Origin of the sequence: Psychroserpens mesophilus (assembly GCF_050617655.1) — a bacterium.
Taxonomy (GTDB): Bacteria; Bacteroidota; Bacteroidia; order Flavobacteriales; family Flavobacteriaceae; genus Psychroserpens; species Psychroserpens mesophilus_A.
Genome location: NZ_JBODQC010000001.1, coordinates 88269 through 110798, shown reverse-complemented (window position 1 = coordinate 110798; position 22530 = coordinate 88269). Strand labels below are relative to the sequence as shown.

The following is a 22530-nucleotide window of genomic DNA, read 5'->3' as shown; positions in this document are numbered from 1 at the left end:
AAGAGCGGATTGGTCATATTTTCTTTCTCAGTCTAGCCACAGGAATGTCTAATTGCTCACGATATTTAGCAACAGTACGACGCGCAATAGGATAGCCTTTTTCCTTAAGAATTGAAGCTAGCTTTTCATCAGTAAGTGGTTTGCGCTTATTTTCTTCTTCAATGACTGTTTCTAAGATTTTCTTAATTTCACGAGTGGAAACTTCTTCTCCTTGATCGTTAGTCATCGATTCTGAGAAAAATTCTTTAATCAATTTTGTACCATAAGGCGTGTCAACGTATTTGCTATTAGCTACACGAGAAACAGTGGAGACGTCCATATCAATTTCATCAGCAATATCTTTAAGAATCATAGGTTTAAGTTTGCGCTCATCACCTGTGAGAAAATATTCTTTCTGATAATGCATAATAGCACTCATGGTTACAAAAAGTGTTTGCTGACGCTGTTTAATTGCTTCAATAAACCATTTGGCTGCATCTAATTTTTGCTTGATAAAAAGCACTGCGTCTTTTTGTGATTTACTTTTATCTTTTGCCTCTTTGTAACCCTTCATCATGTTGCTATACTCTCTTGATACATGAAGTTCAGGAGCGTTTCTTCCGTTAAGAGTAAGGTCTAATTCGCCCTCAACAATTTTGATAGCAAAATCAGGAACCACATGTTCTACCATTTTATTGTTTCCAGCATAAGAACCACCTGGTTTCGGATTAAGACGTTCAATTTCCTCTATAGCGTCTTTGAGTTGTGCTTCGGTAATATCGAATTTTTGAAGTAGTTTTTTGTAATGCTTTTTTGTAAACTGATCGAAAGCTTTGTCTATAATATCGCAAGCGAGTTCAATATCAGGATACTTTTCTTTTCTGTGTAATTGAATGCTTAAACATTCCTGAAGATTTCGCGCTCCAACACCAGCTGGATCCAATTGATGAACTTTATGAAGGATTTGCTCAACCGAAGCTTCATCAGTATAAACGCCTTGTGTAAATGCCAAATCATCAACAATATCACTTAATGAACGACGTATATAACCACTCTCGTCAACACTTCCTACTAAAAATTCGGCAATATCACGCTCGTCGTCATTTAACCTGAATGTATTTAATTGATTCGTTAAATGTTGGGTGAAAGATGTTCCAGCTGCATAAGGCACATTTTTTTCTTCATCATCACTACTGTAATTATTGGCTTGTGTGCGATATTCTGGTATTTCGTCATCACTTAAATAATCATCAACATTTATATCTTCAGCTTCAATGGTTTCATTGTCATTAAAGTCATCATTAGAATTATCAAATTCATCGAGATTGTCGTCAAACTCATCACTGGTTTCTTTGCCGCTTTCTAAAGCCGGATTTTCTTCTAATTCTTGCTTTAAACGTTGTTCAAAAGCTTGAGTAGGCAACTGAATCAACTTCATGAGTTGAATTTGTTGTGGTGACAACTTTTGAGATAATTTAAACTGTAAATATTGTTTAAGCATGTATTGAGTTTGGTATTGTAGTAAAGTTAAAAAAAAACAATCTATATTTTTATGTAAACATAGATTGTTTTAATTAATTTTTAAACCAAATTAAATTTAAAATTCTGCATTTTGAGGTGTTCTTGGATAAGGAATGACGTCTCTAATATTTCCCATTCCAGTTGTGAACATCACTAAACGCTCAAAACCCAGACCAAAGCCTGAATGCACAGCTGTTCCATATTTACGAAGGTCTAAGTACCACCAAAGCTCCTTTTCATCAATATCAAGTGCTTTCATTTTTTCTTTGAGTACATCCAATCGTTCTTCACGTTGCGATCCTCCAACCATTTCACCAATGCCAGGGAATAATATATCCATAGCTCTTACTGTTTTTCCATCTTCATTCAAACGCATATAAAAGGCTTTTATATTTGCAGGATAATCAAATAAAATCACAGGGCATTTAAAATGCTTTTCAACTAAGAAACGTTCATGTTCACTTTGCAAATCGGCTCCCCATTCTTCAATGATATAATTGAACTTCTTTTTCTTATTTGGTTTGCTATTCTTTAAAATATCGATAGCTTCTGTATAGCTTACACGTTTAAAGTTGTTGTCGACTACAAACTTTATTTTTTCAATTAAGCTCATTTCCGAACGTTCAGCTTGAGGTTTTGTCTTTTCCTCATCCAGTAAACGTTGTTCTAGAAATTCTAAATCTTCACGATTGTGTTCTAAAACATAACTTAAGACAGATTTCATAAAATCTTCAGCTAAATCCATGTTTCCAGCCAAATCCATAAATGCAACTTCAGGTTCAATCATCCAGAATTCAGCTAAATGACGAGAGGTGTTAGAGTTTTCTGCTCTGAATGTTGGTCCGAAAGTATACACTTTTCCAAGAGACATTGCGTAAGTTTCTGCTTCTAACTGGCCAGAAACGGTAAGATTGGTTTCTTTTCCGAAGAAATCTTGTTTGTAATCAACATTGCCATCTTCACTTAAGGGTGGATTTTTAGCATCTAAAGCACTTACTCTAAACATTTCACCAGCACCTTCTGCATCGCTTCCTGTAATAATTGGCGTGTGCATATAGTAAAAGCCGTTCTCATTAAAATACTTGTGAATCGCAAATGATAAAGATGAACGTAAACGCATGACAGCACTAAATGTACTTGTTCTGGTGCGTAGATGTGCATTTTCACGTAAAAATTCAAAAGAGTGTTTTTTAGGCTGAATAGGATATTCGTCTGGATGAGAATCACCCAAAACATCAATTGAAGTCACTTGTATTTCAACTTTCTGACCTTTACCTTGACTTTCAACCAAGTCTCCTTTAATATGAACTGCAGCACCTGTAGTAATGCGTTTTAGAAGGGCTTCATCAGTGTTTTCAAAATCAACAACACACTGTATATTATTAATTGTAGAACCATCATTTAAAGCAATAAAGCGATTGGCTCTAAATGTTCTTACCCAACCTTTAACTTCAATAGGTTGTAAAGTGATATCCTGTGTTAATAATTGTGAAACTGAGTATGTCATTTTAATAAATTTTTATACAAATATATATGTTTATGATAAGATGTTTTCTTCTGAGTCTTCGTCGTCATCAGAATCTTCAGGAATGATATTTATAGCTGGTTTTCGTAATACTTCCTTGTTTGCAATATTTCTTTCTAATGACAATAAAAGAGATGGTAGTAATAAAAGGTTAGATAACATAGCAAACAATAATGTTGCTGAAACCAATGCGCCTAATGCTACTGTACCTCCAAAACTTGAGGTTGTAAAGACAATAAAACCAAAAAATAAAACGATAGATGTGTAAAACATACTTACACCTGTTTCTCGTAATGCAGCATATACTGATTTTCGTATTTTCCAGTGGTTAGCCTGCAATTCTTGTCGGTATTTTGCTAAAAAATGAATCGTGTCATCTACAGAAATACCAAAGGCAATACTAAACACCAATATGGTTGAAGGTTTTATAGGCACGTTTAAAAACCCCATCAATCCAGCAGTAACCAGCAGAGGTAATAAGTTTGGAACCAGTGACACTATAATCATTCTGAAAGACCTGAACATATATGCCATAAACAACGAAATAAGAAAGATGGCAAGACTTAAAGAAATCACTAAATTTCTAACTAGATATTTTGTCCCTTTTTGAAACACTAAAGCTTTTCCAGTCATGGTCACTTCATAGCGTTCTTTTGGAAATACTTTATTAATTTTATTTTGAAGATTTTCTTCAATACGCTCCATTTTATCAGTACCAATGTCTTTCATAAACGTTGTGATACGAGCATACTGACCAGTGCTGTCTACAAAATTTTTAAGCATATCGACATTAGAAGACGAGTTTTTAGCATAGGACAAAATAAAACTGTTTTCTTGACTTGTTGGTAATTGATAGTATCTTGGGTTGCCATTGTAGTATGCCTGTTTGCTATACTTTACCAGGCTTACCGCAGAAATTGGCCTTGATAATTCTGGCGTATCAATTATGAGTTCCTCTAATTCGTTCATACGCTTGAGCGTACTTAGTTTCATGACGCCTTTTTTACGTTTGGTATCTACCATTATTTCTAATGGCATGATTCCGTTAAATTCACTTTCAAAAAATTTGATGTCTTTGAAGAACTCTGTGTCTTTAGGCATGTCTTCAATCAAACTTCCTGAAATTTTAATTTGGTAAATACCAATAATACTCGCGATTAAAAGTACTAATGATGTGATGTAAATTGTGATTTTTTTATGCTTTACCATGCGCTCAATCCAGTTTACAAAACCACCAATCCAGCGCTTATTTAAGTGTTCAAGATGTCGTTCTTTAGGATAAGGCAAAAAGGTGTATATGATTGGAATGACCAGTAAGCATAGCATGAATATAGCCAATATGCTTAAAGAAGCCACAATACCGAACTCTTTAAGTAAGGTGCTTTCCGTTAAAATAAATGTAGCAAAACCAGAAGCCGTAGTTACGTTCGTCATTAAAGTAGCATTACCAATTTTTGTAATAACGCGTTGAAGCGATTTCACTTTATTGCCATGGAGTTTAACTTCATGCTGATACTTGTTGATTAAGAAAATACAATTCGGAATTCCAATTACAATAATTAAAGGAGGAATTAAAGCGGTTAACACTGTAATTTCATAATTGAGTAAACCTAAAATTCCGAAGGTCCACATTACTCCAATACAAACAACAATCAGTGATATAAATGTAGCTCTAAACGACCTAAAGAACAGGAAAAATATGAGAGATGTGACACCAAGGGCTAACCCAATAAAAAGACCGATTTCATCAACAATATTTTGGGAGTTTAAGGTTCTGATATATGGCATACCAGAGACTCTTACATCAAGATTATTTTTAGCTTCAAAATCATCTATTTTGTCTTGAAGGGTAAGCATGATAAAGTCTTTTCTGGCAGGCGTATTTACGATATCTTTTTTAAGATATATGGCTGTTCGAATTGTTTTTGTGTCTTTGTTGAACAAAAAGTTATCGTAAAAAGGGTATTGCTCAAAAAGTTCGTCCTTTAGAACGTCTATTTGCTCAATTGATGTAATGGAGTCTTTTATAAAAGGTTCTAAATCAAATTTTTCAGCCTTAGTATTTTTAACTAATTTTTGAAGATCTTTAATAGAAACCACAGTTTCAACTTCGTCGTAAGATTTAAAATCTTCAGAGAGCTTATTCCAGGCATTTAATTTTTCAACTGTAAATAGCGTGGTGTCTTTTACTCCGAGTATAATCAGGTTTCCTTCTTCACCAAAAATATCCAAAAACTCATTATAAGTAACATTGACTTCGTGATCATCAGGTAATAAATTGGCTTCAGTATAGGTAAAGCGCATGTGTTTCCATTGAGAACTAAAGAATATAGTTGCCAATACAATACTTATGAGTATGCCTATTTTATTACGTAAAATTAATCGCGCAATAACTTCCCAAAAACCTGTTGAAAATAATTTAAACATCTACCTATTAAAAAGGAGCGACAAAGGTAGAAAAAAGCAAGGGATATGCTCTATAAATAAATGCTAATTTATTGTAATTATAAGCTAACGTTAAATGTGAATTTTACGGCAATATTATCTTCCAGTTTAGGTAAATGATATCCTCCATAACGATAAGCGAAACTCAGACCAAACCCAAACAGTAATTTATTGAGCTCAAAGCCAGCTTCAGAAAAACCCTTTTGAAGTGTTCCAAACGAAATGTTTTTATGGCGTTCAATATCGTGCATGTTTCCTATTGCAAACCTTGATATCAACACTAATTGAGGTCTGTAACGTTCGCTAATTTTGAAAGGTTTTACGAAATGTTTTATTTGAAGTGTGGCGAAACGATCTGAGAAAAATTCATTAAAATACATGGTTTCAAAACTATTAACACCAGCTACAGAAAACCGATTCATAATGGTTTCCTTTCTGATGTTATTTGGGTAGGCATGATACAAATGAGTTAAAGGTGTGTTTCCAGTTGCTAAACCACTACTTAGTACCAATTCTGAAAACACATCATCATTGTATCTTATTTTATGTTGAGTTCTAAAGTCGACCTTAAAAAAATTAAAATCACCTTTTATGACATTCTTAAAGCTTTGTGTTAATTGAAGTGTAAATTGCGGATAACCATTATTGGTTTCTACTACTTTATCTTTTAAGGTCTCATAAGTGCTAAACGGACTCCATTGCAAACTGATTTTAGCAGTAGTGATATCAAAATTACTAAAGCGCTCATCTTTAACCATAAAATTATAGTCGTAAGTTGGGTCAATTTTACTGATTGCAAACTCAGTTTCTGTAATCAAGTGATTTGATAACTGATGCTCAATATTAATAGCTTTTGTAATGTGTTTATGGAATAAATCGATATTCAATAAGCGCGGTTCAAAAAATTGAAAAAAGCGTTTGTCAGTTAAAAAACTGGAGCTTCCTGTTTCTTGTAAATCATCAACATAGGAGAGGTTAATCCAAGTATCAGTAGATTTATTAACTCTAAAACCACCTCCAATTCTATATTTAAAGCGATGATCTTTAAATCCATAAACCACATAACTATCGATACGATATTTTTCTGAAAACTCATCGTTGGTTACACCTCCTAATCCCGTTCTTAAACCTTCATACTGATTGTATTTTATGAGATACCTAAGATCGACATTTAAAAATTTTGTTGGAAAGTAACCATTGCCTAATTGCTTGAGATAGTCAATTTTATTAATCGTATCTTTTTTAACCAGTGACGAATCCTGTTGGCTTATGGGTTCTTGTGAATGCAATGCATAAGAACATAGTGTTATAAGTAATAAAAATATACACTTCTGCATTGAGGACTATAATGAGTTAAAATTAATAGAATAAAAAAGCGACATAAGTTAGTCGCTTTTTTGAGATTTATACAGTCATGATTTCTTTTTCTTTGACTTCAAAAATATGATCTATTTTTTTAACGTACTTGTCTGTCATTTGTTGTATGTCAATTTCAGCATTTTTTTGTTGATCTTCAGAAGCATCATCAAGTTCTTTAATGTCATGATTTGCATCTTTACGTGCATTTCTAACACCTATTTTAGCGTCTTCTGCCTCTGCTTTTGCCTGTTTTGATAAATCACGTCTACGCTCTTCTGTTAAAGGAGGCACATTGATGATAATTGTTTCACCATTATTCATTGGGTTGAAGCCCAAGTTGGCAATCATAATACCACGTTCTATCTCCTGAAGCATGCTTTTTTCCCAAGGTTGAACAGTAATTGTTCTTCCATCTGGAGTGTTCACATTTGCGACTTGAGACAAAGGTGTTTGAGAACCATAGTAGTCTACCATAACACTTCCAAGCATTGCAGGACTTGCTTTTCCTGCTCTAATGTTCACAAATTGTTTTTCTAGGTGCTTGATAGCACCATCCATAGCTTCCTGAGCTGTATCTAATATAAATTTTATGTCTTCGTTCATTTTAAAAAACTTTAATTCGTAAAAGACTTACCAAAAAATAAGCCAAATATTATAGATTTACTTTAGTTCCAATATTTTCTCCGGAAACCACCTTCAATAAGTTTCCTTTTTTATTCATGTCAAATACGATGATTGGTAACTTGTTTTCTTGACTAAGAGTGAAAGCCGTTGTATCCATAACCTTAAGCCCTTTTCGCAATACATCATCAAATGTGATATGATCAAATTTAACAGCAGTTAAATCCTTTTCAGGATCTGCAGTATAGATGCCATCAACACGAGTTCCTTTTAAAATCACGTCTGCTTCAATTTCAATAGCCCTTAAAACGGCAGCTGAATCTGTTGTGAAATATGGATTTCCTGTTCCACCACCAAAAATAACAACACGTCCTTTATTTAAATGACTCATTGCTTTTCGTCTAATAAAAGGTTCAGCAACTTCGTTGATTTTAATGGCTGTTTGTAATCGGGTTTTTACACCAGCATCTTCTAGTGCATTTTGCAGTGCTAGTCCGTTAATAACAGTCGCTAACATTCCCATGTGGTCACCCTGAACGCGATCCATTCCATTCATGGCTCCAGCAACACCTCTAAATATATTACCACCACCAATAACAATAGCGACTTCTACACCTAAATCTGTTATTTCTTTGATATCTTTTGCGTATTCTGATAAACGCTCAGGATCAATTCCATATTGACGAGAACCCATTAAGGCTTCACCAGATAATTTGAGTAGGATTCTTTTGTATTTCATTTTTTCGTGTCTATTGTCTTTTATGGTCAACCGTAATTTGTCACATTAACTATCAACTTACCTTAAGGTAATAATTTTGACTCATTTCACGGTCGTGTTGAAAGTTTAACAAATATAATCATTATTGTAATTTAGAAAAGTAGAATTTAGATATAAAAAAAACCTCTCAATCATTGAGAGGTTTTTTTATAAAAAATATATAATAGATTATCCTACTGTAGCACGCTTAAATCCAGTAACAACAACATCACCATAAGATGCAACATACTGAGCAACAGTTTGTTTTTCATCTTTGATAAATTTTTGATCTAATAAACATTGTTCTTGATCTAAGGTTGTATTGTCAGAAATAAAACGTTCCATTTTACCTGGTAAAATTCTGTCCCAGATTTGTTCTGGCTTACCTTCGGCTTTTAATTCTGCTTTTGCTGCTTCTTCAGCTTCAGCAATAACTTCAGGAGTTAATTGCGCCATAGAAATATAGCTAGGTACATTTTTTAAAGTTTTACCTAAACGTCCTAATTCGATATTGTCTTTTTCGATAACTGCAATTCTGGCTTCAGTTTCAGATGCAATAAAAGCGGGATCAAAATCTTTATAAGATAATGTTGTTGCTCCCATTGAAGCAACTTGCATTGCAACATCTTTTACTAAAGTTTCAACATTGTCAACTTTTGCAGATAAACCTACTAAAGCAGCAATTTTATTGATATGAACATATTGTCCAACATAAGGAGCATCTAATCTTTCAAAAGCAGTGATGTCTAATTTTTCACCAATAACTCCAGTTTGTTCAATTAATTTCTCAGCAACAGTCATTCCACCAAAATCAGCATCTAAAAAAGCTTCTTTTGTATTGTAGTTTAATGCAAGTTCTGCTAATTCGTTTGCTAATGCTACGAAGTTTTCATTTTTTCCAACGAAATCTGTTTCACATCCTAATACAATAGCAACACCTGATGTGTTGTCTGCATTAATTTTTGCAATTGCAGCACCTTCAGATGATTCTCTGTCTGCTCTTTTTTCAGCTACTTTTTGTCCTTTTTTACGAAGTACCTCAATAGCTTTGTCAAAATCACCTCCAGCTTCAACTAAGGCTTTTTTACAATCCATCATACCAGCTCCAGTGGCTTGTCTTAATTTATTTACTTCTGCGGCTGTAATTTTTACAGTATTTTCCATAGTGATATAAAATTTAAAAAAGTCGTTTAATTATCATTTTATAAAGAAAACAATTAAACGACTTAATTATATTGTGTAATTGTTAATTTATTCTTCTTCGTTTGCAGCAACAGGTTTAGCTACTTTTGCTTTTTTATCTGTTTTTGCTTCTTTTTTAGCTGCAGGTGACTTTTCACTTTTAGCATCTTTTTCAGCTTTGTCTGATTTTCTTTCAGCTAAACCATCTGCAACTGCTGATGTTACGACAGACATGATGCAGTTAATAGATTTAGAAGCATCATCGTTAGCAGGAATTAAGTAGTCTACTTCACGCGGATCAGAGTTTGTATCTACCATTGCGAAAATTGGAATATTTAATTTTTGAGCTTCTTTAATTGCGATGTGCTCACGTTTGATATCTACAACAAATAATGCGCCTGGCAAACGTGTCATATCAGAAATAGAACCTAAATTCTTTTCTAATTTAGCACGCTGACGATCTACTTGCAAACGTTCTTTTTTAGATAAAGAGTTAAATGTTCCGTCTTTCTTCATACGATCAATCATAGCCATTTTCTTAACAGCTTTTCTAATGGTAACGAAGTTCGTTAACATTCCACCTGGCCATCTTTCAGTAATGTAAGGCATATTTACATTACCTGCTTTTTCAGCAACGATGTCTTTAGCTTGTTTTTTTGTAGCGACAAATAAGATTTTCTTTCCTGAAGCTGCAATTTTATGCAAAGCTTCGGAAGTTTCTTCAATTTTTGCCTGTGTTTTGTAAAGATTGATGATATGGATACCGTTACGTTCCATATAAATGTAAGGAGCCATATTTGGGTCCCATTTTCTTGTTAAGTGTCCAAAGTGTACACCTGCGTCAAGTAAGTCTTTTACTTTTACTTTTTCCATGTTGTATTCGTTTACGTTCTGTTAAATTAGCAATGATAAAGTGGTTGCTTTCGCTCGCCTTCATCATTTAGATGCTAAACTTTCTCCCAAACTCGTTTTGGGATTTCTTTATGTCATCCTAAATTTAGTTCAGGATGTTTTTAATCTTGCTGAATTATTTTCAGCGGTTTTAATGAAAGCTGTTCTGATGATTGACCAGAACAGCTTTGATAATTTTTTATATTCCGAAGAAAATTCAGAATAATAAAAAAGAATAGGATTAACGCTTCGAGAATTGGAATTTCTTCCTTGCTTTTTTCTGACCGAACTTTTTACGTTCAACCATTCTTGGGTCTCTTGTTAATAATCCTTCTGGCTTTAATATTAGTCTGTTTTCTGGATCTAGCTCACACATTGCGCGAGATAATCCTAAACGGATCGCTTCGGCTTGACCTGTAATGCCACCACCATAAACGTTTACTGTAATATCAAAGTTGCCATCGTTGTTAGTCATGGTTAAAGGTTGGTTTACTTTGTACTGCAATGTAGCAGTAGGAAAATAAGCCTCCATGTCTTTTTTGTTTACCGTGATCTTGCCTTTTCCTTTAGCAAGGTACACACGAGCAACAGCCGTCTTTCTACGACCGATTTTGTGAATTACTTCCATTAGTTAACTTGGTTTAAGTCAATTGCTTTTGGTTTTTGAGCGTCATGTTTGTGCTCAGAACCTACAACAACATTTAAATTACGGAATAAATCTGCACCTAATTTGTTTTTAGGGAGCATTCCTTTTACTGATTTTTCTACGATTCTTGCTGGATCTTTTCCAAACAATTCAGTCGCAGTTAAACTTCTTTGACCACCTGGATAACCTGTGTGACGAATGTACGTTTTGTCATTCCACTTGTTTCCTGTTAAGTTGATTTTTTCTGCATTGATAACAATTACGTTGTCTCCGCAATCAACATGTGGTGTGAAGTTAGGCTTGTGTTTACCTCTTAAAAGTATTGCTACTTTAGAAGCTAAACGACCTAGCGTTTGATTTTCAGCATCAACTAAAACCCACTCCTTGTTAGCAGTAGCTTTGTTTGCTGAAATCGTTTTGTAGCTTAATGTGTCCACACTTATTCATATTAATTACTTGTCTCACGACAAGCAGGTTAAACTTTTCTCTCTCAAAAAGAGTTTGCAAATTTACGATTATATATTTGATTACCAAATAGTGTACAGATATATTTTATATCTGTTTTTTAAACAAGTATGGAGTAAATTCGTGAGATGAATTTTTTAAAGAAATTTAGGGATAGGATTTTAAGACTAAATTCCATTGAATCAATTTAAATAATTCAATGTTAATATATAATTTTTGAGGTTTTGAATTTAGTTTTTTCTTAAATTTAATTGCAGATTTATTAAAGTAATTGCTCACACTATATTTTGTAGTAATCCCTTTTTTTTCCAAGTGTCTGTAGCATGTATATCTTAAATAAGGAGCTAAATTTTTCCCTCTAAAATTAGGTAATGTATACATGTTTAGTAAGTAAGCTTCATCGGTGTTTAATTTGAATTTACGGTTCTTAATTTCAAAATCATTCAATTCAATAAACATATAAGCTGCAATTGTGCCTTCATTTATTAATCCAACACATTCTTGACCATCAGTAAAACTTTTATGAATTTTCGTTTCAGTAATAGAATCTGTTTCAGCAAGGACATTACTTAAATCTTCTTTTTTTAAAGACCTAAAAGAAAATAACTGATCAGTTTTTAGTATTGGTTTTTCAGTAGGAATGACTTCCTCCTCAACCCAATAATAAGGCATGATATCAATGCCAATTTTTGCAAAGGCATGTCTTACTCCTTGAAGGAATAATCCATTTCTAATTACTTCTAAAATAACTTTGAAACTATAAGGCGATTTCTTTTTAGTTGTCATTACTGTATTATTTATAAATACGTCCATAACGTCCATTACCAGGCTCTAAACTCATTTGGGTTCTGAATTCTTCAGGAGTCATAATCTCACGTTCGTTTGCTTTAGCTATGACGTGAATTCTTTCCAGTAATTCACTATTGGTAGCTAATTTTGTTCTGGTAGTGTCGTACCATATATTATCTTCAATTCCAACACGAACACCACCACCAACAGCAATAGACAATGAGTTCATTTTTAGCTGACTGTTTCCAATACCTGCTAAACTCCAAAACGATTCTTTTGGTAAATCATTAATCATGACACCTGTATGCAATATGTCTGCTTGTGCGCATGCGATGTTTCCAAATAACAAGTTGAAATAATATGGAGCCTGCAACAAATTTTTACGTTCTAAATATTTGGCATAGTTAATCATACCTGCATCAAAAACTTCTAATTCTGGAACTATACCACGTTCTTTCATGACTCTTGCCAGGTCTTGAACCATTTTTGGTGAATTAACACTTGCGGTTGCATTAAAATTTAAAGAACTCAATGTCAAACTTCCCATATCTGGTTTTAGATGCCCTTCAAGTTGTAAAGCATCAGATCGTTGTTCAAGTTCGCTAAAATCTCTACCACTTAATGATACACACAGTACAAGTTTAGGCGCGTATTTTCTGATACCTTCAATAATTTTGGCATAGATTTCTTTTTCATAAGTTGGCTTTCCAGAAATAGCATCTCTGGCGTGCAAATGTACCATAGTAATACCTATTTCATTCGCTTTATGAACGTCTTCTATTATTTCTGAAGCTGTAACAGGTACATGAGGCGTCATGTCCTTTGTTGGTATCATGCCTGTTGGCGTGAAATTGATAATTAGTTTGTCTTCCAAAATTGTGGAGATTTTGTTGAGTGTGGAAGGTAAAAGAAATTGTCAGAAAACTATCAATAATAGGATTTACAGCGATTTAAGCCGATTAATTACAAATTCTTATTAGAATTCCTTCATTTTTCAATAATTATTTGTGGTTGTTTAAAGGTTAAAATTTACATCAACCACAAAATCAGATGCTTTTTACGTTAACTGTCGCACGTTGTAACCTATCATTAATTGATTTCCCCAATCCGAAATCTGGAAAACGTTCTGCTATAATGATATCTAAATCCTGCTTATCCAGTTGATGTAATGCATCATATAATTTTGAAGCTGCTTCTTGTGTATCTGTGGATTTCGAAAGTACGATTTGAAAGGCTATGGCTTGATGGTCTGAAAGCTTATTAATGGCTAAAACACCAATTCGCTTATCTCTGTTTTTTTCAATAGCTTCGGAAAGATTGTCCACTAAAATAGTCTTAGTTTTTGGTGCATAATGCCGCTCTAACATTCCTGGAGCATCAGGTGTAATTTCCTTTTTGTTTTTAATTTGAATTGAACCAACAATAGATTCAATGGTTTCAATAGGTGTAGAACCTAGACGATAAATGATAGGTTCATCGCCTTCAAAACCAATGATTGTGGATTCAATGCCTCGCTGACAGGATCCACCATCGAGTACCATTTGAATATCATTTTTAAAATAATCGTTGACGTGTTGTGCAGTTGTCGGACTGATACTCCCAAACGGATTGGCACTTGGTGCAGCCAAAGGGAAATCTAATTGGTTCAGCAAATCTAAAGCCATTTGATGATTTGGAATACGAACGGCAACCGTCTCTTTTCCTGCTGTAATGATATCAGGAATAATCGATTGCTTGGGAAGAACAAGCGTCAAAGGTCCAGGCCATAAAGCATCAGCTAATTGTTGCGCTTTTTTAGGCACGTAACTCACGATGGTTGGTAAGAGTTCTACCGATGGGATATGAACAATTAAAGGATTAAAAAAAGGACGCTTCTTCGTTTCAAAAATGCTTTTGATGGCTTTTTCGCTGAATATATTTCCTGCCAGACCATAAACTGTTTCAGTGGGAATTGCCACTAACGCTTCAGCATTTAAAATTGTAACTGCTTTCGATATGTCTTTTGAAATAATAGTCATAGTTTCAATATGACTGCAAACTTACTTCAAAAACTTATACATTTAAGCATCGAGTTGTTTATTTTTCTTCTCTTGCTTTTGCTGTAAAAGTGCATAGCCTATAATTACCATTTCAAGACCTAATATGGCGAGTTTTGCTTTTTTACTTTTGGTTAAAGCGCTTGTGATTCCGAGTACTTTTGTAATAATCATAACTGTGACTTTTTGATGTTAAAAATTAGGCGTTATCTCTTGGCTGATGGATTTCCCTTCTTTCTTTTTGTTGTTGATTAATATCTCTGCCATCAGACTCCTTTTTATTTATTGCCTGTTCTGAAATACTCGTTTCGTTTTTCTCGAGTTTGTCGTTTTTATCTGCGTTAGTGCTCATAATTTTAATTTTTTGTGAGTTTTAATATACGAAACAGGAGTTACACCTTTTTGCTGATTTAAGGTTAGAATTAACTGAAATACGACGACTTATTATTTTACATCCTAAATTTCAGTTCATGTCAATCCATTTATTAGTTTTGCAGCTTTAAATAAATTGAGATGATTTCAGTTGATAATTTGGCGGTTGAGTTTAGTGGTCATACCTTGTTTAGTGATGTGTCATTTACGATTAATGCAGATGATAAAATTGCCTTAATGGGTAAAAATGGTGCAGGAAAATCGACCATGATGAAAATTATTGCAGGTGTTCAAAATGCCACTCGTGGTAATGTGAGAACACCTAAGGATGCGATTATTGCGTATTTGCCACAACATTTATTAACCGAAGACAATACAACTGTATTTGATGAAGCTTCAAAAGCCTTTAGTCATGTATTTGAAATGCGTGATGAGATGGAAGACCTGAACAAGCAACTCGAAACCAGAACCGACTATGAGTCTGATGAGTACATGAAAATCATCGAGCGTGTGTCTGATTTAGGTGAAAAATATTATGCTCTGGAGGATGTGAATTACGATGCTGAAGTTGAAAAAGCACTCAAAGGGTTAGGGTTTAAGCAAGACGATTTTACCAGAGAAACCAATGAGTTTTCTGGAGGTTGGCGAATGCGTATTGAACTGGCTAAAATTTTATTACAAAAACCAGATTTGATTTTATTAGATGAGCCAACCAATCATATTGATATTGAATCGGTCATCTGGCTAGAAGACTTTTTGGTCAATAAAGCGAATGCCGTTGTGGTGATTTCTCACGATAGAGCGTTTATAGATAACATTACCAATCGTACGATTGAAGTGACCATGGGTCGTATTTACGATTACAAAGCCAAATATACCCATTACCTGCAATTACGTGAAGACCGAAGAGCACATCAAATTAAAGCGTATCAGGAACAGCAAAAATTTATTGCCGATAATCAGGCGTTTATTGACCGATTTAAAGGCACGTATTCCAAAACCAACCAGGTGTCGTCACGAGAACGTATGCTTGAAAAGTTAGAAATCATAGAAGTGGATGATATTGACACTTCTGCGTTGAAATTGCGATTTCCACCAACACAGCGTTCAGGAGATTATCCTGTAACAGTGAAAGAGGTTTCTAAATCTTATGGAGAGCATGTTGTGTTTAAAAACGCGAATATGTCGATTGCCAGAGGAGAGAAAGTCTGTTTTGTCGGTCGAAATGGCGAAGGGAAATCCACGATGATAAAAGCTATTTTAGGTAACATTAATGTGGAAGGCACTTGCAGTTTAGGTCATAATGTGAAGGTTGGTTATTTTGCGCAAAACCAGGCTGCTTTACTAGATGAAAATCTCACCATTTTTCAAACGGTTGATGAAGTCGCTAAAGGTGATGTACGCACCCAAATTAAAAATATTTTAGGTCGCTTTATGTTTAAAGGCGATGAAATCGATAAAAAAGTGAGTGTGTTGTCTGGTGGAGAAAAAACCAGATTAGCGATGGTGAAACTGCTGCTGGAACCTGTAAACCTGCTGATTCTCGATGAGCCTACAAATCACCTCGATTTAAAATCTAAAGACGTCTTAAAAGAAGCCTTACAAAATTTTGATGGCACACTAATTCTCGTATCTCACGATCGTGATTTTCTGCAAGGTTTGGCTAAAAAAGTATTTGAGTTTAAAGATCAGCGTGTGATTGAACACTTTGAAACGATTGATGCGTATTTAGAGCGTAATAAGATTGAGAGTATCAAAGCGCTTGATTTATAGTTGCAAAAATGTTGATTTGTTGATGTGTTTCTTTATTCATTTTGCCTTGATGCAAAACGAATCAAAACATCAAGACCAAGCCAAGGAATTTTTCAGTTTTGCAAACTGAAAACCGATTTGAAAACTCCGCGTCGAACAGAGTTCTCCTGTTTTCGGAGCTTTTCTTCATCTATTCTTCGCCTTGGCGTTCAATTCTGTGAATTGATTTGGGACATGCGATTTATAATGTTAGTTTTTATCTCAATCATAATTTCTAATTTTGCTAACTGCGTTAGGGATTGAGGCATTTGTTGAAGCTCTTTTTGTGTTGTTCCACATAAGCAACACAAAAAAGCGACTGCCGAAAGCCCGACCCTTGGGTAACGCCCAAACTAGTAAAGCGATAGGATTACATCAAATTTAACAGCTAAGCGTTTAATTTTTAAGTATTTTTGCAAGATTATGCAAGAGTTACAACTTTCAGACTGGTTACCTACCACAAATAAAGAGGTCAAGATACGAGGTTGGGAATACCTTGATGTGATCTTGTTTAGTGGTGATGCGTATGTAGACCATCCAACCTTTGGTCCTGCAGTAATTGGTCGTTTGCTTGAAAGTATGGGCTTGCGTGTAGCAATTGTGCCGCAACCTAATGTAAATGATAACCTACAGGATTTTGTAAAACTTGGAAAGCCTAGATTATTCTTTGGTGTGACAGGTGGTTGTATGGATCCTATGGTGAGTAATTATAACGCGAATAAGAAGCGTCGTGACAAAGATGCCTATACACCAAATGGCGATATCGGATTTCGACCAGATTATGCATCTTCTGTATATGCTAACATCTTAAAAGACAAATGGCCAGATACACCAGTTTTAATTGGAGGAATTGAAGGTTCTTTACGTCGTGTCACACATTACGATTACTGGAGTGATAAATTGATGCCAACGATTTTAGAAACTTCTAAAGCTGATATGCTGGTCTATGGAATGGGTGAGCAACCCTTACGTGAAATTGTTCGTTTGCTTGAAAAAGGGGTTCCGTTTAGCAGTTTGAATACCATTAATCAAACGGCTGTACTTTTAAATAAAGAGGAGAGCATTCCGAAAAACAGCAACTGGGAAGATGTAGAAATCGCTTCTCATGAAACCTGTTTACAGGATAAAAAACAATACGCTTCTAATTTTAAGGTCATTGAACAGGAGTCGAATAAACTGGCTGCACGACGTATTTTTCAGAAAGTAGGTGATAAGACTTTGATGATTAATCCGCCTTATCCAACCATGACTGAGGAAGAAATTGATGCCTCTTTCGATTTGCCTTACACGCGTTTACCACATCCAAAATATAACAAGCGTGGACCAATACCTGCGTTTGAAATGATTAAATTTTCGATTAACATTCATCGTGGATGTTTTGGTGGTTGTAGCTTTTGTACCATTTCGGCACATCAAGGCAAATTTATTGCGTCGAGAAGTCAGGAATCGATTTTAAAGGAAGTCGATACCGTTGCCAATATGCCAGATTTTAAAGGCTACTTGAGTGACATTGGTGGCCCAAGTGCCAACATGTATCAAATGAAAGGAAAAGTACAATCTATTTGTGACAAATGTGTGGCTCCCAGTTGTATTTCTCCAGTGATTTGTAGTAATTTAGACACGTCGCACAAACCCTTAACCGAATTGTATCAGGCAGTTGATCGTCATCCGAAAGTGAAGAAATCGTTTATAGGTTCTGGAATTCGTCATGATATGCTGGTGCCTGAGTTTAATAAAAATGCCAACCCGAAAGAGCTCGACGACTATACTGAAGAAGTAATGACCAAGCATGTGTCTGGACGCTTGAAAGTCGCACCAGAACACACAAGTGATCCTGTATTAAAACTGATGCGGAAACCGTCGTTTAAATACTTCCATAAGTTTAAAGAACGTTTTGATAAAATCAATATCAAGAATGGTTTGAAGCTTCAGCTCATCCCTTATTTTATATCGAATCATCCAGCCTGCGAAGCCGAAGACATGGCTAATCTTGCTGCCGAAACCAAAGATATGGGCTTTCAGTTAGAGCAGGTGCAAGGCTTTACGCCAACACCTATGACGGTTGCGACTGTGATTTATTATAGTGGTTACCATCCGTATACACTCAAGGAAGTGAACACGCCAAAAACTCGAAAGGAAAAAGATGAGCAGCATCGTTTTTTCTTCTGGTACAAGGACGAAAACAAGGCGTGGATTAAAAAGACCTTAAATAAATTGGGGCGTCAGGATTTACTGGACGTCTTGCTTCCAGCTAAAACTGAAAAATGGCGTAAAAATAAACCGAAAGGTGATGCCAAACATACTTTTGATGATGCGGTTCCTTTTAATCAGCGGAAGAACAAGGTGAAGTATGCGAAGGGGAAAAATAAAAAAAGACGATAATTATTTTAATTAATTTTCTAAAACTTTTACAAATTCCCCAATTACTCTCATTTCTTTGCTGTTTTCTTCATCAAGAATTATACTTGCAAAACTCTTATCATAAGAGTTAGGTTTCAACATTATTGAATTATGCTGATAGCCTTCCTCTGTGACAGTTTTATCACTTACATATGTTTTCACAGTAAATGCTGAATTGAAATCTGGGTCATAAGTATCTCTGTTTTCTATTAGAAGAATTTTACCACTACGAGAACCTGCGTAATACTTTTTGAATATGCAAATAGAGTTGTTTGGAATAATTTTGTTCATAGATTCACCAATTACTCTGCAAGCAAAATAATCATCTTCAGCGAATTTTTCAGGAACAGATATTAAGTCGTATTCTTTTTCATCTTGCATTTCGCTGAAAGTTCCTGCCGCTGCGTGAAAATTATATAACGGAATTTTAAATTCTAATGAATTCTCTTCTTGTTTTAATTTTTTTGATTCTTGTTTTACAGTAGGTCTAGATGTCTTTTTCTTTTCTGTTGCTGTTATGTAACCATATAAATCATCCTTAACTGGTTGTTCTAATTGAAATTTAAAATGAACGACAGGTTTGCCAGACTCAGGCATTTCTGCTTGTTGGATTGAGTTTTTAATTATTGATGCATCACCCATGTAATAAAAGTCTGTTCCTTCAGCATCTTCTTTTTTTACAAATAGCAATATGCGTTTAGAACTAATTACATTTTGAATCTCAGGACTATTTAATTTTCTATTAGATCTAGATTCCCAAGCAAAAATTGAAGGTGAAATGAAATGGTCGTTGTACTTTATTGTATCATCTATGTCATCTGACTTATGATAAGTTACAAAACATGGAGTTACTTCATTTCTGGTTCTGTAACCGTAAATTGTGCTGCTGATGTCATTCTCCCAGTTCAATAATCTACAAACATCTTTTCTACTATATTTGTTAAAAAGCAATAGACCGTCTTTATAATTTTTTTTGTTAAAAGTACTGTCGAAGGTATATATTGAATAATTTATTGAATCAAGTAGAAAATCTTTAAAGATACTGTTGTCAAGTATTTCTATGAATTCACGATGGAATTTGAAAGAATTTTTTTCCAAGTATATCACTTTCTTTTCCTTTCGAATAAAACTAAAATTAATATTAGAAATACTAGATTCTATAGTTTCTACGCTTGGTATGTAATTATACTTTTCAAATATTAATTCATTAAGTTGAGAAATGCTTAATTCATTATCATTTAATAATTCTTTTAATATTAAACTTTCTTCGATTCTTTTAGAATTGTTTATTTCCATTGAAAAAAGTTCTAATAAACTTGATAGATTTTTATCTAAAACTTTATCAAATGTCTTATCAGCCTTTTTAATAAAATTAAAATAAGACTTAGAGTATTCAACGAATGAGAATGGTTCTCTTGCATTATTTTTAACAAAATCCATCATCATAGGAATTCGACCAATTCTACTCTTTAAATTATTGTAGTCAATCTTTAGGTCTTTAAGCAGTTGCATGTTAGCAGAATCGATTGAAGCGTATATTTTTTCTTTTGTAATTTCATCAAAGTTAATAGTGGATTCGCCTGGTATCATGCTACTGCCTTCAGAAATTAACTTTCTTATTTTGTCCTTATTGAAGGATGTATCTCCATATAAGGCAATAGGAATTAAATAATTGTTTTTATAATTACCTATAAAATCAATGACTGTTAAGTAGTGTTTTTCATAAGTTTTTCTCAATCCTCTACCTAATTGCTGAATGAAAATAATAGCAGATTGTGTTGGACGTATCATTACAACTTGATTAATTTTAGGAATATCTATTCCTTCATTAAATATATCAACAGTAAAAATATAGTCTAATTTTATTGCTAAGTTGTTACTCTCTAATTTATCAATGGCTGTTGCCCTTTCTTCTTCTGAATTGTCTCCAGTCAAAGCAACAGTATTGTAACCTCTTTGATTAAATTTTTCAGATAATTCTTTTGCTTCTGCTTTCTTTGAACAAAAAATTAGACCTCTGGTTATCCCATTGTCTGAACCGTAAAATTCAATTTTTTCAATGATTTTTTTCACTCTTTCGTCAGCAGTTAATAACCTAAAATCAGATTCATTTTCAAGTATTTCATCATTAACAGATAAATCTGTAACACCGTAGTAGTGAAATGGAATAAGCATGTCTTCTTCCATAGCTTTACTTAATCTAATTTCATAAGCTATGTTGTGGTCAAATAGGCTATAAATATCATTTCCATCAGTTCTGTCAGGTGTTGCAGTCATGCCAAGAAGAAACTTTGGTTGGAAATAATCTATTAATCGAATGTATGATTCAGCACCAGAGCGATGGGATTCATCAATAATTATATAGTCAAAACAAGCCCTGTCAAATTGTTCTAAATGAGTTGATTTAGATATTGTTTGAACGGTTGAAAAAACAAAGTCACAATCTAATTCTCTTTTGTTACCAGAGTACAAACCCATTGTTTTTGTGTTACCAAAAATTATTTGGAACGTCTCCATTGCTTTTTTTGCAATGTTTAATCTATGGACTACAAATAACAGTTTTCTAGGATTAAATGCTTTAGCATCAAAAGCTGCTAAAAATGTTTTTCCTGTGCCTGTTGCTGAAATTATTAAGGCTTTGTTATTATTTTTTCTTAATATCTCTAAGTTTGCCAATGCTTCACTTTGCATTGAGTTAGGAGTTATTTCTAAACGAAGCTCCTCAGATAATTCTTTCTGACTTTTTTTATAAACGAGATATTGTTTTTTATAAACTTCTTCATAGTTTTTAATATAAGCTTCATTTACAATTTCTCCAACACTAAAATCACTCTCAAATTCATTGATTACTTTATTTACAATCGAACTAGAGTTTCTAGCCGAAACTTTCATGTTCCATTCTTTATTTGTCGATAATGCTGAAGAGGTTAAATTACTACTTCCAACAATTAAATTATAATATTCAGAATGATTAAAAATGTAACCTTTAGAATGTGAATTTTCTTTTGTTATTATTTTTAATTCAATGTTTTTGAATTGGGATAATCTTTTTAAAGCTTCAGGCTGTGTAAAATTAAGATATTGTGAAACAAGAATTTTACCTTTTATTCCTTTTTCGTCAAGACTCTTAAAAGTATTTATTAAAGTAGCAACACCATTTGTGGTAACAAATGCAACAGATATGTAAAAACTCTCACAGTTTTCTAATTCCTTAATAATTGTGGATAGTACTTTTTTTCTTGGTATTTTCCTATTGACAAGTAATTCAGGTTGAAATAGAGCATCTGATTCTAATGACTTGTCAATGAATCCTGTTAGTATGCTGTCTTTAAAATTATCGTTAAACGATTTCTCCATCCTCAATTAATCTATTTACTATTGGAATATCTGCCTCAGCCCAATCAAGTTTATTTAAGTGCTCTATTGTTAACCATTCAGACGAAATGTGTTCATTTAGTTGAATATCTTTTGTTTTAGCATAACATTTAAAACAATGCATAGTTAATTCAAAGTCAGGATACCTATGAACAACGGTTAGAAATAAATCGCCAATTGCAGAAGGAACAAAATTCAGCTCTTCAATTAATTCTCTTTTTAATGCTTCTTTTTTTGATTCTTCCTTCTCAATTTTTCCTCCAGGAAATTCGAATTTTTCTGAAACATATAATAACTTATTTTTTGGTCTCTGAACACATAAAATTTCATTAGCGAAATATATTATTGCTGCAACAACTTCAATTTTTTTCATGAT

19 protein-coding genes are annotated in these 22530 nt (G+C 33.8%); 2 read left to right on the top strand and 17 right to left on the bottom strand.

Translation table 11 applies throughout. The features are described 5' to 3' along the window. Positions 1 to 13 precede the first annotated feature (13 nt). From rpoN to ACRHNM_RS00355, 15 genes are all read right to left on the bottom strand, one after another. Positions 14 to 1480: an RNA polymerase factor sigma-54 gene (rpoN, locus tag ACRHNM_RS00425; RefSeq protein ID WP_431132544.1), complete on the bottom strand. Its 1467-nt coding sequence runs from the start codon at positions 1478 to 1480 to the stop codon at positions 14 to 16. Between the two features lie 96 nt (positions 1481 to 1576). After that, on the bottom strand, positions 1577 to 3007 hold the full coding sequence (gene asnS / locus ACRHNM_RS00420; protein ID WP_431132542.1) for an asparagine--tRNA ligase: 1431 nt from the start codon (positions 3005 to 3007) through the stop codon (positions 1577 to 1579). Positions 3008 to 3037: 30 nt separating this feature from the next. Then, entirely contained in the window at positions 3038 to 5452 is a 2415-nt protein-coding gene (locus tag ACRHNM_RS00415; RefSeq protein ID WP_431132540.1) for an efflux RND transporter permease subunit, read from the bottom strand. Between the two features lie 77 nt (positions 5453 to 5529). Beyond that, a complete protein-coding gene (locus tag ACRHNM_RS00410) occupies positions 5530 to 6807 on the bottom strand; it encodes a DUF5686 family protein (protein ID WP_431132538.1) in 1278 nt (425 codons plus the stop codon). Between the two features lie 67 nt (positions 6808 to 6874). Then, a complete protein-coding gene (gene frr / locus ACRHNM_RS00405; RefSeq protein WP_431132536.1) occupies positions 6875 to 7432 on the bottom strand; it encodes a ribosome recycling factor in 558 nt (185 codons plus the stop codon). A gap of 49 nt (positions 7433 to 7481) precedes the next feature. Then, a complete protein-coding gene (gene pyrH, locus ACRHNM_RS00400) occupies positions 7482 to 8189 on the bottom strand; it encodes a UMP kinase (RefSeq protein ID WP_431132534.1) in 708 nt (235 codons plus the stop codon). A gap of 207 nt (positions 8190 to 8396) precedes the next feature. Continuing rightward, entirely contained in the window at positions 8397 to 9371 is a 975-nt protein-coding gene (tsf, locus tag ACRHNM_RS00395; protein WP_431132532.1) for a translation elongation factor Ts, read from the bottom strand. 87 nt (positions 9372 to 9458) lie between these two features. Continuing rightward, positions 9459 to 10262 (bottom strand): 30S ribosomal protein S2, encoded by an 804-nt coding sequence (gene rpsB / locus ACRHNM_RS00390; protein ID WP_431132530.1) that lies wholly within the window; start codon positions 10260 to 10262, stop codon positions 9459 to 9461. A gap of 259 nt (positions 10263 to 10521) precedes the next feature. Continuing rightward, positions 10522 to 10908, bottom strand: a complete 387-nt coding sequence (gene rpsI, locus ACRHNM_RS00385; RefSeq protein ID WP_431132528.1) for a 30S ribosomal protein S9 — start codon at positions 10906 to 10908, stop codon at positions 10522 to 10524. Continuing rightward, positions 10908 to 11363 (bottom strand): 50S ribosomal protein L13, encoded by a 456-nt coding sequence (rplM, locus tag ACRHNM_RS00380; protein WP_431132526.1) that lies wholly within the window; start codon positions 11361 to 11363, stop codon positions 10908 to 10910. Before rplM ends, rpsI begins: the two co-directional genes overlap by 1 nt. A gap of 175 nt (positions 11364 to 11538) precedes the next feature. After that, positions 11539 to 12177: a GNAT family N-acetyltransferase gene (locus tag ACRHNM_RS00375; RefSeq protein WP_431132524.1), complete on the bottom strand. Its 639-nt coding sequence runs from the start codon at positions 12175 to 12177 to the stop codon at positions 11539 to 11541. Positions 12178 to 12184: 7 nt separating this feature from the next. Next, entirely contained in the window at positions 12185 to 13054 is an 870-nt protein-coding gene (locus ACRHNM_RS00370; RefSeq protein ID WP_431132522.1) for a 3-keto-5-aminohexanoate cleavage protein, read from the bottom strand. A 172-nt stretch (positions 13055 to 13226) separates the two neighbouring features. After that, positions 13227 to 14198: an L-threonylcarbamoyladenylate synthase gene (locus ACRHNM_RS00365; RefSeq protein ID WP_431132520.1), complete on the bottom strand. Its 972-nt coding sequence runs from the start codon at positions 14196 to 14198 to the stop codon at positions 13227 to 13229. A 42-nt stretch (positions 14199 to 14240) separates the two neighbouring features. Beyond that, the gene (locus tag ACRHNM_RS00360; RefSeq protein WP_431132518.1) at positions 14241 to 14390 is read right to left on the bottom strand and encodes a hypothetical protein; all 150 of its coding nucleotides are present in this window, start codon (positions 14388 to 14390) and stop codon (positions 14241 to 14243) included. Between the two features lie 25 nt (positions 14391 to 14415). Beyond that, positions 14416 to 14568 carry a hypothetical protein gene (locus ACRHNM_RS00355; protein ID WP_431132516.1) on the bottom strand — a complete coding sequence of 51 codons (153 nt, stop codon included), beginning with the start codon at positions 14566 to 14568 and terminating at the stop codon, positions 14416 to 14418. 161 nt (positions 14569 to 14729) lie between these two features. On the opposite strand from ACRHNM_RS00355, the gene ACRHNM_RS00350 reads away from it, so the two are divergent. Both ACRHNM_RS00350 and ACRHNM_RS00345 read left to right on the top strand, forming a co-directional pair. Next, on the top strand, positions 14730 to 16361 hold the full coding sequence (locus ACRHNM_RS00350; protein ID WP_431132514.1) for an ABC-F family ATP-binding cassette domain-containing protein: 1632 nt from the start codon (positions 14730 to 14732) through the stop codon (positions 16359 to 16361). A gap of 441 nt (positions 16362 to 16802) precedes the next feature. Further along, a complete protein-coding gene (locus tag ACRHNM_RS00345; RefSeq protein ID WP_431132512.1) occupies positions 16803 to 18761 on the top strand; it encodes a YgiQ family radical SAM protein in 1959 nt (652 codons plus the stop codon). 9 nt (positions 18762 to 18770) lie between these two features. Here the strand turns inward: ACRHNM_RS00345 and ACRHNM_RS00340 are convergent, their stop codons facing one another. After that, on the bottom strand, positions 18771 to 22136 hold the full coding sequence (locus ACRHNM_RS00340) for a DUF3427 domain-containing protein (RefSeq protein ID WP_431132510.1): 3366 nt from the start codon (positions 22134 to 22136) through the stop codon (positions 18771 to 18773). Continuing rightward, positions 22120 to 22527, bottom strand: a complete 408-nt coding sequence (locus ACRHNM_RS00335; protein ID WP_431132508.1) for a (deoxy)nucleoside triphosphate pyrophosphohydrolase — start codon at positions 22525 to 22527, stop codon at positions 22120 to 22122. Before ACRHNM_RS00335 ends, ACRHNM_RS00340 begins: the two co-directional genes overlap by 17 nt. Between the last annotated feature and the right edge of the window lie 3 nt (positions 22528 to 22530).